General features: G+C 60.3%; 13 protein-coding genes. 6 read left to right on the top strand and 7 right to left on the bottom strand.

Going from position 1 to position 16,290, the window contains the following annotated elements:
• Window positions 1–161: 161 nt before the first annotated feature.
• The 5 genes from QTL95_RS23610 to choX all read right to left on the bottom strand — a co-directional run bounded on the left by QTL95_RS23610 (window position 162) and on the right by choX (window position 4,303).
• Window positions 162–479 carry an ArsR/SmtB family transcription factor gene (locus tag QTL95_RS23610; RefSeq protein ID WP_289722310.1) on the bottom strand — a complete coding sequence of 106 codons (318 nt, stop codon included), beginning with the start codon at window positions 477–479 and terminating at the stop codon, window positions 162–164.
• Between the two features lie 101 nt (window positions 480–580).
• Complete coding sequence (locus QTL95_RS23605; RefSeq protein WP_289722309.1) at window positions 581–1,333, bottom strand: HugZ family pyridoxamine 5'-phosphate oxidase; 753 nt, start codon at window positions 1,331–1,333, stop codon at window positions 581–583.
• A 31-nt stretch (window positions 1,334–1,364) separates the two neighbouring features.
• The gene (choV, locus tag QTL95_RS23600; protein ID WP_289722308.1) at window positions 1,365–2,417 is read right to left on the bottom strand and encodes a choline ABC transporter ATP-binding protein; all 1,053 of its coding nucleotides are present in this window, start codon (window positions 2,415–2,417) and stop codon (window positions 1,365–1,367) included.
• A complete protein-coding gene (gene choW, locus QTL95_RS23595; RefSeq protein ID WP_289722307.1) occupies window positions 2,414–3,259 on the bottom strand; it encodes a choline ABC transporter permease subunit in 846 nt (281 codons plus the stop codon). Before choW ends, choV begins: the two co-directional genes overlap by 4 nt.
• Window positions 3,260–3,349: 90 nt before the next feature.
• Complete coding sequence (gene choX, locus QTL95_RS23590) at window positions 3,350–4,303, bottom strand: choline ABC transporter substrate-binding protein (protein WP_289722306.1); 954 nt, start codon at window positions 4,301–4,303, stop codon at window positions 3,350–3,352.
• A 243-nt stretch (window positions 4,304–4,546) separates the two neighbouring features.
• Between choX and QTL95_RS23585 the strand changes: the two genes are divergently transcribed.
• The 3 genes from QTL95_RS23585 (at window position 4,547) to QTL95_RS23575 (ending at window position 7,531) form a co-directional block, all read left to right on the top strand.
• Window positions 4,547–5,149: a thymidine kinase gene (locus QTL95_RS23585; RefSeq protein WP_289722305.1), complete on the top strand. Its 603-nt coding sequence runs from the start codon at window positions 4,547–4,549 to the stop codon at window positions 5,147–5,149.
• Between the two features lie 69 nt (window positions 5,150–5,218).
• A complete protein-coding gene (locus tag QTL95_RS23580; RefSeq protein WP_289722457.1) occupies window positions 5,219–6,292 on the top strand; it encodes a hypothetical protein in 1,074 nt (357 codons plus the stop codon).
• A gap of 108 nt (window positions 6,293–6,400) precedes the next feature.
• Entirely contained in the window at window positions 6,401–7,531 is a 1,131-nt protein-coding gene (locus QTL95_RS23575) for a DUF2333 family protein (protein ID WP_289722304.1), read from the top strand.
• A 5-nt stretch (window positions 7,532–7,536) separates the two neighbouring features.
• Here QTL95_RS23575 and QTL95_RS23570 read toward each other — a convergent pair whose 3' ends face one another.
• Window positions 7,537–8,265 (bottom strand): helix-turn-helix transcriptional regulator, encoded by a 729-nt coding sequence (locus QTL95_RS23570; RefSeq protein WP_289722303.1) that lies wholly within the window; start codon window positions 8,263–8,265, stop codon window positions 7,537–7,539.
• 411 nt (window positions 8,266–8,676) lie between these two features.
• Here QTL95_RS23570 and QTL95_RS23565 point away from each other — a divergent pair, with 411 nt between their 5' ends.
• Complete coding sequence (locus QTL95_RS23565; protein ID WP_289722302.1) at window positions 8,677–10,356, top strand: formate--tetrahydrofolate ligase; 1,680 nt, start codon at window positions 8,677–8,679, stop codon at window positions 10,354–10,356.
• A 73-nt stretch (window positions 10,357–10,429) separates the two neighbouring features.
• On the opposite strand, the gene QTL95_RS23560 is transcribed toward QTL95_RS23565, so the two are convergent.
• Entirely contained in the window at window positions 10,430–11,329 is a 900-nt protein-coding gene (locus tag QTL95_RS23560) for an extensin family protein (protein ID WP_442981337.1), read from the bottom strand.
• A 268-nt stretch (window positions 11,330–11,597) separates the two neighbouring features.
• Here QTL95_RS23560 and QTL95_RS23555 point away from each other — a divergent pair, with 268 nt between their 5' ends.
• Together QTL95_RS23555 and QTL95_RS23550 are read left to right on the top strand one after the other, a co-directional pair.
• On the top strand, window positions 11,598–13,853 hold the full coding sequence (locus QTL95_RS23555) for a TonB-dependent hemoglobin/transferrin/lactoferrin family receptor (protein ID WP_289722301.1): 2,256 nt from the start codon (window positions 11,598–11,600) through the stop codon (window positions 13,851–13,853).
• A gap of 247 nt (window positions 13,854–14,100) precedes the next feature.
• Complete coding sequence (locus QTL95_RS23550) at window positions 14,101–16,290, top strand: anthranilate synthase (RefSeq protein WP_289722300.1); 2,190 nt, start codon at window positions 14,101–14,103, stop codon at window positions 16,288–16,290.

The following is a 16,290-nucleotide window of genomic DNA, read 5'->3' as shown; positions in this document are numbered from 1 at the left end:
TGCAGGCGGCCTTTGTCGTTTCAGCCTTGCAAAACAAAACCGGCAAACCTTGGTTTGCCGGTTCACAAATATGGTCAGGTGCTGAAATGATGTTGCCGAACTATTCCGGGTTCATCTCCGGATAGCGCGGCTTATGAACCGACGTGATGTCGGAGCATTCGTCAGGCCGCAGACTTGTTCTGGTTGTTGACGGCGTAGATGTCTTCGAGGGTCTCGAGGATCTTCAGAACAGGAGCGGAATTGCTGGAGTAGTAGATCGTCTGCGCATCGCGGCGGGTCTTGACCAGCTTCTGCGCGCGCAGCTTCGAAAGGTGCTGGGAAAGAGCCGACTGGCTGAGGCCGACCTGCGTTGCAAGCGCACCCACCGGAATCTCGCCTTTCACCAAATTACAGAGGATCAGCAATCTTTTCGGGTTTGCCATTGCCGAGAGCAAAGCGGCCGCTACGTTTGCATTGGCGGCCAAATCTATTGTGTCCATAATCGTCTTCCCGATGTGAAACAAATTTGAAAAAAAGCCTGTCCGCAATCAGGGACGGCGGCGGAGGGAAATTAGCAATTGGGTCTCAAGATTGTATATAGCTAAATTTCAGGTATTGAGTATTTTATGTTAGATATATGTGAATAAAGAGCGTTAACGTCGGTCGCGACGGTATCCAGTTCGCAACGCAGCAACAAATCCCCCGAAATAAGGTCAAAACCCCCGCAATCCAGGCCATAGATGCGCCAATTACCTTTTGGCGCCTTAAGGCCGGTCGCTGTTGCGGAGGCGAGATTCGGGTCTCTTTCTACTAGATCTCGCACTATCTCGTCGGCTCGCGCCGCCACCGCCTCATTGGCGGGAGACAGAATCAGCAGGTCTTCGCCGGTCAAAACATAGGCTCTGCCGAAGCCGCCGTTGAGGCTTGCCGACTGAGGAGCCAAACGAAAGAAACGAAAGTCCGGGAAATCGATATAGAGATTCGCCTTTGCGTGGCGGGCGAGAAATCGGGTGCGAATTCGCGCATGCGTATCGCTGTCGCGCTCGACGGGCTCGGCCAGGCACAGTGTCGTCAGGCGGGCATAGGCCAGCGGATCGCCCTTGCCGGGCTCGCCGGTGAGAAGTGACGCGCGACGGTCCTTTTCCAGCGCACGCGTGTGCGCCGAAAGGCCGGAAACGAGGATCACGGGCGCGCCGTCGATATCGGTGCCGACGAGCACGCGGCTGGCGAAGGGGAAGCCGGTCTCGGGATCGAGAACGGCAATGGCGGCGTAGCGGGCCGAGCGCAGAAGCGTGCGCGCGAGCTTGCGCGCTTCCGCGTCGGTTTCTCTCAGAACGGATGGTTTGTCTGTCATCCCCGCTTTCTGACGGAAGCAGGGATGGGGATCAAGCCTGTTCCTTGCGGCGGTGCTGGGTCAGGCCGTTGACGATGTCCTGGGCGGAGATCGTGCCGACGATCGAGCCGTTCTCGACGACGCCGATGCTGCCCGGCTGGCGGGCGAGCGCATCGAGGATGTCGATCAGCGGCGTTTCCGCCTTGGCGGTGCCGCTGACACTGGCGCCGGCCGCGGTGTGGCCGAGACCGCGCTGCATGACGTCCTGCGCCGTCAGCATGCTGATCGGATTCATGTGCTGGACGAAATCGGCGACATACTGGTCGGCAGGGTTCTTGACGATATCCTGCGGCGTGCCGCACTGGATGATGCGCCCACCTTCCATGATGGCGATACGGTTGCCGATGCGGAAGGCCTCGTCGAGGTCGTGGCTGACGAAGAGGATCGTCTTCTTCAGGCGACGCTGGAACTCGAGCAGTTCGTCCTGCAGGCGGGTGCGGATCAAGGGATCGAGCGCGGAGAACGGTTCGTCCATGAGCAGGATCGGCGCACCTGTTGCAAAGGCGCGGGCAAGTCCCACGCGCTGCTGCATGCCGCCGGAGAGCTCGTTGACCTTGCGGTCCGCCCATTTCGTCAGATTGACGAGCTCGAGCTGTTCGGCGACGCGCTTCTTGCGCTCGCCTTCCGGCACGCCCGCCAGTTCCAGGCCAAAGCCGACATTGTCGGCCACCGTGCGCCAGGGCAGCAGCGCGAACTGCTGGAACACCATGGAGACCGTGTGCATGCGCAGGTCGCGCAGGCCCTTGGCGTTGGCTGTGTAGGGGTTGACCGGACCCGAGGAGGTGTTGACCGTGACCTCGCCGCGCACCACGGGCGCCAGTCCATTGACGGCGCGCAGCAGCGTCGACTTGCCGGAGCCGGACAGGCCCATGAGGACGAGGATTTCGCCTTCCTGGATATCGAGTGTGGCATCGGCGACGCCGAGCACCTTGCCGGTGGCGGCGCCGATCTCGTCGCGGTTCTTGCCCTGGTCGGCGAGCGCCAGCGCCGCCTGCGGGTCATCGCCGAAGACGATGCTGACATTGTTGAAGCGAACGGCCGTCATGCAACGTCTCCTTCATCGGCGATGCGCAGCATGCGGTCGAGGATGATGGCCAGCATGACGATGCAGAAGCCGGACTCGAAGCCTGCCGGGATGTTGAGCGTGTTCAGCGCGGTTACGACAGGAACGCCGAGGCCCGGCGCGCCGACGAGAGCGGCGATAACCACCATCGAGAGGGAGAGCATGATCGTTTGCGTTAGGCCGGCCATGATCTGCGGCATGGCGTAGGGCAGTTCCACCTTGCGCAGCACCTGCGAGGGCGTGGCGCCGAAGGCTTCGGCGGCCTCGACCAGCGAGGGTGGTGTCGAGACGATGCCGAGCCGCGTCAGTCGAATAGGGGCGGGTATCGCGAAGATGACGGTCGCGACCAGACCGGGAACCATGCCGAGACCAAACAGAATAAGCGCCGGGATGAGGTAGACGAAGGTCGGGATGGTCTGCATCAAATCGAGGATCGGTCGAATCGCCTCGTTGAGCCATGGACGGCGGGCTGCGGCGATACCGATCGGGATGCCGATGATCATACAGACGAACGTCGCGGCGAGAACCAGCGCCATCGTCTCGGTCGTTTCCGTCCAATAGCCCTGGTTGATGATCAGAAGCAGTCCGACGCAGGTGAAGACGGCAAGCGGGATCGAGCGGCGCATCCAGTAGGAAAACCCGGTCATGACGGCGACCACGACCAGTGGATGCGGCCACTGGAAGGCCAACAGAATGCCGTTGATGATGGAAAGCAGGAGCGCGGAGAGAAAATCGAAAAATCCGGCGCCGTTGTCGGTCAGCCAGTCGACGGCAATCTTTGCCCATGGGCCGATCGGAATGGGGTTATCGGTCAGGTAGTCCACAGATTAAGGCCTCTCTGTCATGAGCCAAGAACGACCCGGCACGCCGGGCAGAGACAGAAAGGGCGGGATCGCTCCCGCCCTTGATGAGCCTTAGAGGCCGAGCTCTTTCTTGACCGCAGCGAGGCCGTCGCCGCCGTCAACCGTGGTCACGCCGGCAAGCCACGGCTCGAACACAGCCGGGTTGGCCTTCAGGTAGTCCTTGGCGGCCTTGGCGGGCTTTTCACCGTCGTTCATGATCTTGCCCATGAGATAGTTCTCGATGTCGAGCGTGAACTTGGTGTTGGAGAGCAGCTTGGCCACGTTCGGGCACTCGGCCGCATAGCCACCGCGCACGACGGTGTAGACCGTGGCGCCGCCGTAGTTCGGGCCGAAGACGGTGTCGTCACCGCCAGCGAGATAGGTGACCTCATGAGCGGTGTTCATCGGGTGCGGCGCCCAGGCGAGGAAGATGACCGGCTTGTTGTCCTTGTCGGCGCGCGTCACCTGCGTGAGCATGCCCTGTTCAGAAGACTGAACGAGTTCAAAGCCCTTCAGGTCGAAGGTGTTCTCGTCGATCAGCTTCTTGATCATGCCGTTGCCTTCGTTACCGGCTTCGATCCCGTAGATCTTGCCGGCGAGATCGGCCTTGTGCGTGGCGATGTCCTTGAAGTCCTTGATGCCGAGCTTGGCGCCTGCGCCATTGGTCGCAAGCGTGTACTTCGCGCCTTCGAGATTGACGCTGAGGCTTTCGATCGTCTTGTCGTCGAGATAGGGCTTGATGGCGCCCGTCTGTGCCGGCATCCAGTTGCCGAGGAAGACGTCGATGTCCTTGTTCTTCATCGAAGCATAGGTGACCGGCACGCCGAGCTTCTTGGAATCGACCTTGTAGCCAAGAGCTTCGAGGACGTTGGTCGTCAATGCGTTCGTGGAAGCGAGGTCGGTCCAGCCGACGTCGGAGATGCGGACGGTTGAACAGCTGGCCGGCTCGGCGGCGAAAGCAGTGGTGGCAGCAAAGAGGGCCGCAACGGCCGTAAGCGTCGTCAGTTTGTATGCGCTTGTTGTCATTTGAAGACTCCCAGTCTTTATCGTTTATTCCCCAAGCCAATCATCAATAGCCGACTTTGACAAGCGACCTCATTGCGTTTGCGCCGCATTAACCTATCCGATTGCGACGTCGGGCATTTTTCTTGAATTCAACGATTTAAGGGGTTCTCGCCGGTTTTCGGGCGGCAATTTCCTGTGATTATAAAAATGAGAGGCTTTTCTTCGTGGTTTCCAGCTTCCAAGAAGCGAAAGACGGAGAAAAAGATGGCAAAACTCTATTTCAACTACTCGACGATGAACGCCGGCAAGTCGACGATGCTGCTGCAGGCCTCCTACAATTACCAGGAGCGCGGCATGCGGGTGGTTCTCCTGATTGCCGCCTTCGACGAGCGCGCCGGCAGGGGCGTGATCGGTTCGCGGATCGGGCTCGAGGCCAGTGCCATCGCCTTCGAGCCGGACACCGATTTGCAGGCGCTGATCGGCGCGCTCAGTGCCGAGGGCGAGCCGATCGCCTGCGTGTTCGTCGACGAGGCTCATTTCATGACGCGCGAGCATATCTGGCAGCTCGCGCGCGTCGTCGACCGGATGAACATTCCGGTCATGGTCTACGGCCTCCGGACGGATTTCCAGGGCAAGCTGTTTCCGGCTTCGCAGGAGCTGATGGCGATTTCGGACGAAATGCGCGAGGTGCGCACCATCTGCCATTGCGGCCGCAAGGCGACCATGGTCGTGCGCCTCGATGCGAACGGCGAGGTCGCCCACGAGGGCGCCCAGATCGAGGTGGGCGGCAACGAAAAATACGTGTCGCTCTGCCGCCGCCACTGGGACGACGCCATGAACGGGGAATGGCGCGCCGAGCCGGTTTGATGCCGCAACTGCTTCCATTTGGCGGTGAACGGCTCTAATTTCGTGGCGATCGATTCCCTGGGGCATCCGGTGCGCAAGCCATTTTCCTTCGACATGCAATATGAGGCCGCGCTTGCGCTGGCGGAGGAACTGCGGCCCGAGGCGAAGCTTTGCGCCGATTTCATCGCCGAGTTCGCCCGCGACAACGCGCAGGCCGACGACGATCGCTTCCTGACCGAGAACGGTCGCTTCCAGGGCTTTGTCTCGAACGGCGCCAATCTGACCGATATTCTGGCTGAACTGGTGTCCGGGCTGGATGCGATGACCGTGAAGGTATCGGCTGATCTCGACAGTTTTCGCGGACTCACAGCCGGCGAGAGGCTGATCGGCAAAATCTCGCGCCAGCGAATGTGGCGGCGGCACAGCGCCCGGGTGCGGGCGGCACCTGTCGTGCAGCGGCTCGCCGATCTGCTGTCGAAATCCAATTCACTCGCCGGCCTCATCGAGAAGCATCGCGTCATGGCAATGGAGGCGCACAAGTCGGCGGAGCAAAAGCTGGTCGATATCGTCGATCACCGTCGTCGACTCGTCGACGAGATCGACATCGCCCGCATGCGCATCAGGGAGCTTAACGCCAAGGCGCTGACCACGCAGGGGCGTATCGGGGTTTACGGCAACCGGGCCGAATGGGACCGGATGGAGGAGGAGCGCCGGGTTCTGAAGGCCGAGGCGGACGACATTTCGGAGAACGAAAAGCGGATGCGCGACGACAGCCAGCGCCGCGAACGCTTCATAGGTCTTTTCGAGATGTTCGTGGACGGCCTGAACAGGCAGGCAGGGCTCTGCAACGCTCTGATCCGCAAGGTCATGATCGATACCGAGGAGCGGCTGCTGATCTATATCGCGCAGGTGGATACCGACGTTCCCGGATCCAAGGTGCGGATATCGACGGAGATCTATCCCGATATAGCAGGTCCGATCTCGCTGTTCGAGCGCGACATGCTGGTGCCGCAGGAGCTTGAGATGCGCAAGCGCGACGCGGATGCGAATTTCCACAAGAGGTTTCCTGCTTTTGCCGGAGATCACGATGTGGAGGAGGGGGCGCCGCTCATCGACTTCACGAAAATTTCCTCGCGGCTGCGCATTCGTTTGCCGCACCGCTAGTTCAGGGCGGAACCAACAATAATATCAGCGTCATGTTGTCCTCGGCGGGGCGAGCACATATGTCTGTGCTGAGATGAACGCGCGGCTGGCATGGCCGAGGAGGGGACGATGCTCGACCGGATCACCGGTTTCTTCAGGATGATCGGCCGAACCATTGGTCGCTGGCTGCGGCTGTTTGCGGCATGGGCCTTCTGGCCGGTGATGGCGGCGCGGGGCTGGTATGTCCAGCGGACCTGGCTGGTGCGGCTGCCGATTCTGGGCTTCGTGGCGCTGATGGTCGTTCTGTATGGTTATTTCGTCTGGCAGACGCAGGTGTGGAGCGGTTTCAACCCGAATTTCGTCGCCGAATATCGGCTTGCGGAGCGCAAGGTTCCGGCCGGGCAGGAACTGCCCGGCGCCGCCGATGCCGCGGCCGGCGCGCCGAAGACCTGCCAGCGTTCCGCGATCGTCGACGTTTCGGCCGATCTCATCGATTTCAACGTCAACCAGAACGCATGGATCTCCTCCATGCTGCTTTATCGAATGGGCTTCTTCGGGGTCGACTGGGATCACACGCCGTTCCTCGACAACAAGGCCTCGTTCCAGCGCGGCATCAACCAGGCCGTTCGCCGCACCTCGGCGGAGCTCGTCGATACGCTCGGCCGCGTGCGGGGCACGTCGGGCATCAACAACGACCTACAGAGCGCGCGCGGCAACCTGCAGTTCGACGAATACAGCTGGTACTTCGGCTTCAATCCATTCGGCTTCAAGACGCCATCGCCGAGCTACTACCGGTCGGCCATGGACAGCTTGCGCAAGTTCAACACCTCGCTCGCCGGCTGCAACGCGGTGTTCGACGGCCGTGCCGACAATCTGATCCAGTTCATCGACCGCGTCGCCAACGATATCGGCGGTACGTCGGACATGCTGGCGGAGCGCTCTGAGAACCACCACCGCGGCTGGTTCGATACGCGTGCGGACGACCGCTTCTGGTTCGCCTACGGGCAGCTCTATGCCTACTACGCGATCCTTTCGGCGGCACAGTCAGACTTCTCGAATGTGGTGGCGGAGCGCAATCTGAACGCGATCTTCAATGCTACGATCAAGCAGTTCCAATCCGCGCTGAGAATCCAGCCCGCGATCATCTCGAACGGGCGGGAAGACGGCTGGATCATGCCCAGCCATCTGGCGACGATGGGCTTCTACATCCTGCGTGTACGCTCGAACCTGGTGGAAATGCGCTCGGTCCTCGACCGCTGATCAGCTTAGCTGATCAGCTTCATGCGGATCGCCTTGGCGACCAGCTGCGTGCGGTTGACGCAATCGAGCTTGCGGATCGCGCTCGTCATGTAGGCGTTGACCGTATGATCGGAGAGAGACAGGATCTGGCCTATCTCGATCGATGTCTTGCCCTGCGCCGTCCAACGCACGACTTCACGCTCGCGAGCGGAAAGGGTAGGCAGCGAGGCGTTCGCACCGGATTGCCTGACGAGATTGTAGGCGCCCACCAAGTGGTGCGTAATCATCATCAGCTCGTTGAGCTCGATCTGCCCGAGTGGCGCGCGATCGCCGCCATACCATATGACAACGCGTTCTCCGTCCACCAGATAGGCGGGGAAGGTTACGCCCATCGTCATGCCGTAGGAGAGCAAAAGCTCCTTAAGATCACTTGTCAGCACGATCGGCGATGTCGCGCTGAAGTTATTCCACACACGTGGCAGCGTCGACTGGTGCAGCCCAGCCGAAAAATGAGGGGCGCTCATCATCCGGGCGCGGTCGAACTGGTTGAAATAGGCCGATTGCAGCGTGGTTTCGATAACGAGTGCCTTCGACAAAATGTTTTCCGGCGTCGCGGCATTCATCAATGTCACGTGTTCGAAACCGAATGCCCGCGCGCTTCTGCCGAGCGCCTGAGCGAACTCGGCTCTCGTCTTGACACTCCCGATTTCCGCGGACAAAGACATCTGTCTTTCCGAGGTAGTCATGTACGACATCAATGCGTCCCTGCTTACCTTCATGCCCAATCCATAAAATATGGAAGCTGATATATTTGCTAGTGCTATCCAGTGTGGTGCGCATTGATTAATTTTAATCTGCCCATTTAATCAGTGAATAATCGCCATACGGTTGCGCATTTGCCACGGTCGAATGTGCGGTAGCGTACGAATGGCGGCGTTCTGAGCGCACTTTTCATGCGACAAATGCAGTTCCGGATGCGACAGCCCGCTGGATTTCAAGAATTCTCGGGGTTCGCGAATCGGCAGCCTCCTAATTCCGTCAATTGTGGAAACCAAAGGCATGGACTGTGCCTTGGACAGGCGTGAATCTTCACAACGAGCGGATATTTCGGTATCCGGTCGGGACATTCCCGTCCGTGGCCGGGTGCAACAGGTGAGGGAACTGCGATGGCAACCTATAAATCCGATATCGAGATTGCGCGCGCGGCCGATAAAAGGCCGATCTTCGAGATCGGCACGAAGCTCGGCATTCCGGCGGATCAGCTTTCTCCCTACGGCCATGACAAGGCGAAGGTGAGCGCGGATTTCATCGCCGCGCAAGCGGGAAAGCCCGACGGCAAGCTGATCCTCGTGACGGCGATCAATCCGACGCCGGCGGGAGAGGGGAAGACGACGACGACCGTCGGGCTCGGCGACGGGCTCAATCGCATCGGCAAGAAGGCGGTCGTCTGCATCCGCGAGGCGTCGCTCGGTCCCTGCTTCGGCGTGAAGGGCGGGGCAGCCGGTGGAGGATACGCGCAGGTGGTTCCTATGGAGGATATCAATCTGCACTTCACCGGCGATTTCCATGCGATCACCTCGGCGCACAATCTGCTCGCGGCGATGATCGACAACCACATCTACTGGGGCAACGAGCTCGACATCGACCTGCGCCGCGTGACCTGGCGGCGGGCGATGGACATGAACGACCGGGCGCTCCGGCAAATGGTCTCATCGCTCGGCGGCGTCGCCAACGGGTTTCCGCGTGAGAACGGCTTCGACATCACCGTGGCCTCGGAAGTGATGGCGATCCTTTGCCTGGCGACCGACCTCAAGGATCTGGAAGCGCGGCTCGGCAACATCATCATCGGCTACCGCCGCGACAAGACGCCGGTCTATGCCCGCGACCTGAAGGCGGACGGGGCGATGGCGGTGCTCTTGAAGGACGCGATGCAGCCGAACCTCGTGCAGACGCTGGAGAACAATCCGGCCTTCGTGCATGGCGGTCCCTTCGCGAATATCGCCCATGGCTGCAATTCGGTGGTGGCGACGAAGACGGCGTTGAAGCTCGGCGACTACGTGGTGACCGAGGCGGGCTTCGGGGCCGATCTCGGGGCGGAGAAATTCTTCGACATCAAGTGCCGCAAGGCGGGGCTGAAGCCGGATGCCGCCGTCATCGTCGCGACCGTGAGGGCGCTGAAGATGAATGGCGGCGTGAAGAAGGAGGACCTCGGCGCGGAAGACGTGGCGGCCCTGAAGAAGGGGTGCTCCAATCTCGGCCGGCATGTCGCCAATGTCAGAAAGTTCGGCGTGCCCGTCGTGGTCGCGATCAATCACTTCGTTTCCGACACCGAGGCTGAGATTGCCGCGGTGAAGGACTACGTGTCGCGGCTCGGAGCGGAGGCGATCCTCTGCCGGCACTGGGCGGAAGGCTCCGCCGGCATCGAGGAACTGGCCTACAAGGTGGTGGAGCTTGCCGAATCCGGCCAGGCGAAATTCGAGCCACTCTATCCGGACGAGGTGTCGCTGTTCGAAAAGATCGAGATCGTGGCCTCGAAAATCTATCATGCCGGCGAGGTAACGGCCGACAAGGCAGTGCGCGACCAGTTGCACGCCTGGGAGGAACAGGGCTACGGCAATCTGCCGGTCTGCATGGCGAAGACGCAATATTCCTTCTCGACCGATCCCGCGTTGCGCGGCGCGCCGGAAGGCCACGTGGTGCCGGTGCGCGAGGTCAGGCTATCGGCCGGCGCCGGCTTCATCGTCGTCATCACCGGCGAGATCATGACCATGCCAGGCCTGCCGAAATCACCATCGGCGGAGCGGATCTATCTCAACGAGCAGGGGTATATCGAGGGGCTGTTCTGACTTCTAAAGTCGATTCAACGGCTTCGGTTTTCGATTCATGTTCTTCGGGTAAGTCGCTGACCTCATTGCCGTTTCAATGGCAATAGCGATATCCGCCCTTCCGCTCCAGCACGTCGAGATGGAAGTGGGTTTCGTGGGCCGCGTCGCTTTCGGGGTCGAGCACGGTCGTGAAGTAGAGGCAGCCGGCGGCGCTGACGGTGCGCTGGAAGGCGCCGATCAGGGTTGAATCCTCGCGCCTTGGCTTCACGGCGATATCCTCGCCCTTCTCGAAGCTGAAGCTCGCGATGTCGACGGCGTTGCCGCGGGCGTGCTCGGAGACCTTGCCGGTTTCGGCGCTGTTGCGCAGGCGGCAGATATAGGACGAGGCCTGATTGACCGTGGTGATGGCGCCCTGATCAGCAGCGGCAACGCGGGCGGCGGGGATCACGGTCTCCTTCATCCAACGCGCCAGCGCCAATGCGACCGGGCAGCGGAAGACGGCGTCGGGCTTCAGCTTGATGCCGGGAAGAACCTCCGAGACCTTGATCGGCTTGTCGATGCCGCAGCCATTGCCGTCGTCGATGCGGGAGATGTCCTGGAAGACGACGCCGAGGCTCTGCAGTTCCTTGACGCACTCAGAATGATCCGCCTCGCTTTCCGGCGCGATCGTCAGGTGCTGCTCTTCCAGTGTCTGCTGCGAGGGCAGCTTCGGGCCTTGCTTCTCGGCAGGGGCGGCGGGCTTGTCTTCGGGAGTGGGCGTTGCGGTGTCCGGCGCGGCGGGCTGCGGCTCGGCCGGTACATCCGATCGGGTTTCCGGCTTTTTCTCGGACCCGCTTTCAGGTTTTTGCTCCGGTTTCGGTACATCGCCCGACGCCGGAGCCTCGCTCGCCTCTGCGGGCTTCGGCAGCGGTACGGGCGCCTGTACAGGCAGCCGCGCCGAGGTCAGGAGAGCCAGGCAGACAAGAGACATCGCGATTGCCAGTGTTTTTCGCACCAATCCATCCTGCGTTGTTTTTTCGTGCAGGATGAGAACGCACGGCTGCATATTTCGTTGCAATTTCGCAACGTTGGCCAGTGTGGCGTAAACATGATTGAATAAATCAAGATAACGGCGGTGCGATATATTGACAACGAAACTCATGTTTTTTATGCGGCAGAAAGAAGGCGGAATTTTCCGCCGAAACACCTAGCCAGCCCCTCCAAGCGCGGATGCGTGAAGACCAGCCAGCCCGGTACATTCTGTCACTTGAGGGGTTGATTTTATGGTTATCCGACACTGGCGCTCGGCTTTGCTCGGCGCGGCGTTTGTTGCTGTGCCTGTTGCCCAGGCCTATTCGCAAAGTGCCAACACATCCACGCAGGCTGCTGCTGCAACGGATGAGAACGATACGACGCTGCAGAAGATTGTGGTGAAGGGCAAGCGTGTCGTCAACGCAGGCGATGAGGCAAACACTCCGCTTGCCACGGAGACCAGCGAGGTCACGCTGGAGGCAAAGCAGGTTCGTAGCATTGAGGACTTTGGTCGTACCATCGATCCGGGTGTGAATTATAACCGCTCCACAAACACAGTGAACATTCGCGGTTTGGAAGGTAATCGCGTCGCAACGTTGGTAGACGGCATTCCGCTGACCTATTTCAGAGACGGCGCGCGCGGGACGAGCGGCGGTACCGACAGCTTCGACTTCTTCTCGCTAACGACCGTCGACGTTTTGAAAGGTGCGGATTCGAGTCGCATTGGCGGCGGTGCACTCGGTGGCGCCCTTCTGTTGCGCACGCTCGAGCCCGCAGACCTTATTGGGGAAGGGAAGGATTGGGGTGGTAAGGTCGGAACCGGTTACGACGGCACCGACAATAGCTGGTTCAGCGGTGCGGCTGTAGCCAAGCGGATCGAGAACACTTCGATCATGTTCCTCGGTAGCTACAAGAAGGGACACGAGAGAGAGAACCAAGGCACGGTCGACACCTATGGTTCGACTCGTACGAAGGCAAACCCGGCTGACTATGATCAGTACAATATGCTTTTCAAGGTTCGCCAGGATACAGATTCCGGGCATTCATTTGGCTTCACTGCGGAGCGCTTTCGTTACGACAAGGACACAGACCTCAAGCAAGGACAAACTCCGACCGGAAACTACCGACCGGGAAACTACTCCTCCGGCGAACTTAACGAGCGTACCCGCGTTTCGCTTGACTACGAATATGAAGCGCCAAGCACCGATGGGCTCATTGATGCAGCGCAGGCATCGCTTTACTGGCAGAAGCAGGAGCGAATGCTGAGCACAGATGCCTATCGTTTTACCACGGTGCCAGGCGTCTACCTTCGTCGTAACAGCATGGACCAATCCGGTTTTGGCTTTAACGGCTATATAGACAGCGGTTTCAAGACAGGTAATGTTGATCACGTCCTGACGTTGGGAACGACTGCGTTTCTTGCTCAGGCGGGGCAGTATTCAGCAGGTGTTGACTCTTGCCCGGCAGCGCCCCCGTACCTGCCTCCCTACACAGCTTGCTCCAACCTCCATACGAACCAGTCCGACATGCCTGATGTCGACAGTAAAGACTTCAGCGTCTTTGCCCAGGATCGGATGGCTTTCGGCAACAGTGGATTTTCTTTGACGCCGGGCCTTCGATTCGACTGGTATGATCGCGATCCACAGGACACGCCTGCCTATACCAATAGTCCTCTCGGACCATCGATGCCACGAGGCTCGCAGGACAGCGCTTTCTCACCCAAACTGCTAGCAGAATATGAGTTGAACGATAGCGTCACCCTCTTTGCGCAGTGGGCAATGGCTTTCCGCGCTCCTACCACAAACGAGCTGTACCTAACCTATGGCGGTGTAGGCACCTATCTCTCGGTGGGCAATCCGGACCTTAAGCCAGAAACGAGCAACGGCTTCGATATAGGCGCGCGCTTTGGCGATGATGATTTTGGCGGCTCGGTCAGCGTGTTCTATAACCGCTACCGCAACTTTATCGACACTCGAGCGCTCACAACGGCCGAAGCATTGTCTATTGGATATGATCCAGCGGACTACGGCAACAATATCAGCGGCTATCAGAACGTCGCCCGTGCTCAAATCTCGGGGGTCGAACTCGGTGCCCACAAGCAGTTCGCCAACGGTTTCAACGTCCGTGCCGGCTTTGCCTACACTCGCGGCATGAATCTGATCACGAACAAGGAACTCAACTCGGTAGCACCGATGAAGGGCACAATCGGCGTGGGTTATGCAGCGGAGCAATGGGGCGTGGATGCTCTGCTAACCGGTGTCGCCGGGGTCTCCGACAAGTCCACCGCAACCTTCAAGGCTCCAGGCTATGGTCTTGTAGATCTGACGGCATGGTGGGAGCCCGAGCAGATGAAGGGGTTGAGGATCAATGCAGGCGTCTACAACGTCTTCGATCGGACGTATTTCGATGCGCTCAACCTGAAAACCACCACAGTCGCCGCAGCTACGAAGGACTACTATTCAGAGCCGGGCCGCACCTTCAAGATCTCGCTCACGCAGCGCTTCTAATCACCGAAAGGCCGGCCTCGTTGCCGGCCTGTCTCATTCCGCCAAACCGCCCCTTGCGCTCTCCTTCATCTCGCGCTAACAATTCCGCCATGACCATGTCCTTGAACATCGCAATCTGGTGGTGGGCTCGCTAAGGCGGCCTCGACCAATCGTGTCCAAAGACGACGATGAGCCGCCCGGAAAACCCCAGGCGGCTTTTTTTGTTTTTAAGGCCGCCTGTCATCCGGGCCGATAACGGAGTGAAGCAATGGTAACGATCATCAGGGATGACGGAGCGGAGATTTACGAGACCAAGGGGGGCATCACAGTCACGCGGCAGCGCCGGGCGATCCCTTATGCCGATGCGGTCTCGTCCTATATCGACAAGCTCGACGAGCGCCGCGGAGCCGTGTTCTCGTCGAACTACGAATATCCGGGCCGCTATACGCGCTGGGATACGGCCGTGGTCGATCCGCCGCTCGGCATCTCCTGCAACGGCCGCAAGGTCTGGATCGAGGCCTATAACGAGCGCGGCGAGGTGATCCTCGGCTTCGTGACCGAGCGGCTGAAGACGATCTCCGAGCTGGAACTCGGCGCATCGACCAATCGGCGGCTCGATCTCACCGTGAAGGCGCCGGACCGGGCGTTCACGGAAGAAGAGCGCTCGAAGATCCCGACCGTCTTCACCGTGCTGCGCGCGGTTACCGATCTCTTCTATTCGCAGGCTGATGCCAGCCTAGGGCTCTACGGCGCCTTCGGTTACGATCTCGCCTTCCAGTTCGACGCCATCAACCTGAAGCTGACGCGTCCTTCCGACCAGCGCGACATGGTGCTCTATCTCCCTGATGAGATTCTGGTCGTCGACAATTACTCGGCCAAGGCCTGGATCGATCGCTACGATTTCGAAAAGGGCGGGCTGACCACTGAAGGCAAGGCGGGCGATATCGCGCCCGAGCCGTTCCAGCGCACCGACGCCATCCCGCCGAAGAGCGATCATCGCCTCGGCGAGTATGCGGAGTTGGTCACCAAGGCCAAGGAGAGCTTCCGGAAGGGCGATCTGTTCGAGGTCGTGCCCGGGCAGAAGTTCATGGAGCGCTGCGACAGCAAGCCGTCCGACATCTCCAAGCGGCTGAAGGCGATCAATCCGTCGCCCTATTCCTTCTTCATCAATCTCGGAAACCAGGAATATCTGGTCGGCGCATCGCCGGAGATGTTCGTGCGTGTGTCCGGCCGCCGCATCGAGACCTGCCCGATATCAGGGACGATCAAGCGCGGCGACGATCCGATCGCCGATTCGGAGCAGATCCTGAAGCTCCTGAACTCGAAGAAGGATGAGAGCGAGCTCACCATGTGCTCGGATGTCGACCGCAACGACAAGAGCCGCGTCTGCGAGCCGGGTTCGGTCAAGGTCATCGGCCGCCGGCAGATCGAGATGTATTCGCGCCTCATTCACACGGTCGATCATATCGAGGGGCGCCTGCGCGACGACATGGATGCGTTCGACGGCTTCCTTTCGCACGCCTGGGCCGTGACGGTGACGGGCGCGCCAAAACTGTGGGCCATGCGCTTCATCGAAAGCCATGAAAAGAGCCCGCGCGCCTGGTATGGCGGGGCGATCGGCATGGTCGGGTTCAACGGCGACATGAACACCGGGCTGACGCTGCGTACCGTGCGCATCAAGGACGGGATCGCCGAAGTCAGGGCAGGGGCGACCTTGCTCAACGACTCCGACCCGCACGAAGAAGAAGCCGAAACCGAACTGAAGGCGTCCGCCATGCTTTCCGCCATCCGCGATGCCAAGGCCGGCAATTCCGGCAAGGTCTCCCGCGACGTCGCCACTGTGGGCAAGGGCGTCAAGATTCTGCTGGTCGACCACGAAGACAGCTTCGTGCATACGCTGGCCAATTATTTCCGCCAGACAGGAGCGGAGGTCTCGACCGTGCGCTCGCCGGTGGCCGACGAGATTTTCGACCGGCTCGATCCCGATCTCGTCGTGCTTTCGCCCGGTCCTGGCAATCCCAAGGATTTCGACTGCAAGGCGACGATCAAGAAGGCGCGTGCCCGCAACCTGCCGATCTTCGGCGTCTGCCTGGGGCTTCAGGCGCTTGCCGAAGCCTATGGCGGCGAGCTGCGGCAGCTGGCACTGCCGATGCACGGCAAGCCCTCGCGCATCCGCGTGCTGGAGCCGGGCATGGTGTTTTCGGGTCTCGGCAAGGAGGTCACCGTCGGCCGCTACCACTCGATCTTCGCCGATCCCTCGACGCTGCCGCGCGATTTCATCATCACGGCGGAAAGCGAGGACGGCACGATCATGGGCATCGAGCACGCCAAGGAACCGATCGCGGCCGTGCAGTTCCACCCGGAATCGATCATGACGCTCGGCGGCGACGCCGGCATGCGGATGATCGAGAATGTCGTGGCACATCTGTCGAGGAAGCGCGCGACGAAGGCGGCCTGA

It is taken from the genome of Rhizobium sp. S152 (assembly GCF_030380735.1).
Lineage (GTDB): Bacteria > Pseudomonadota > Alphaproteobacteria > Rhizobiales > Rhizobiaceae > Rhizobium.
This window is presented reverse-complemented; position numbering and strand designations above follow the sequence as displayed.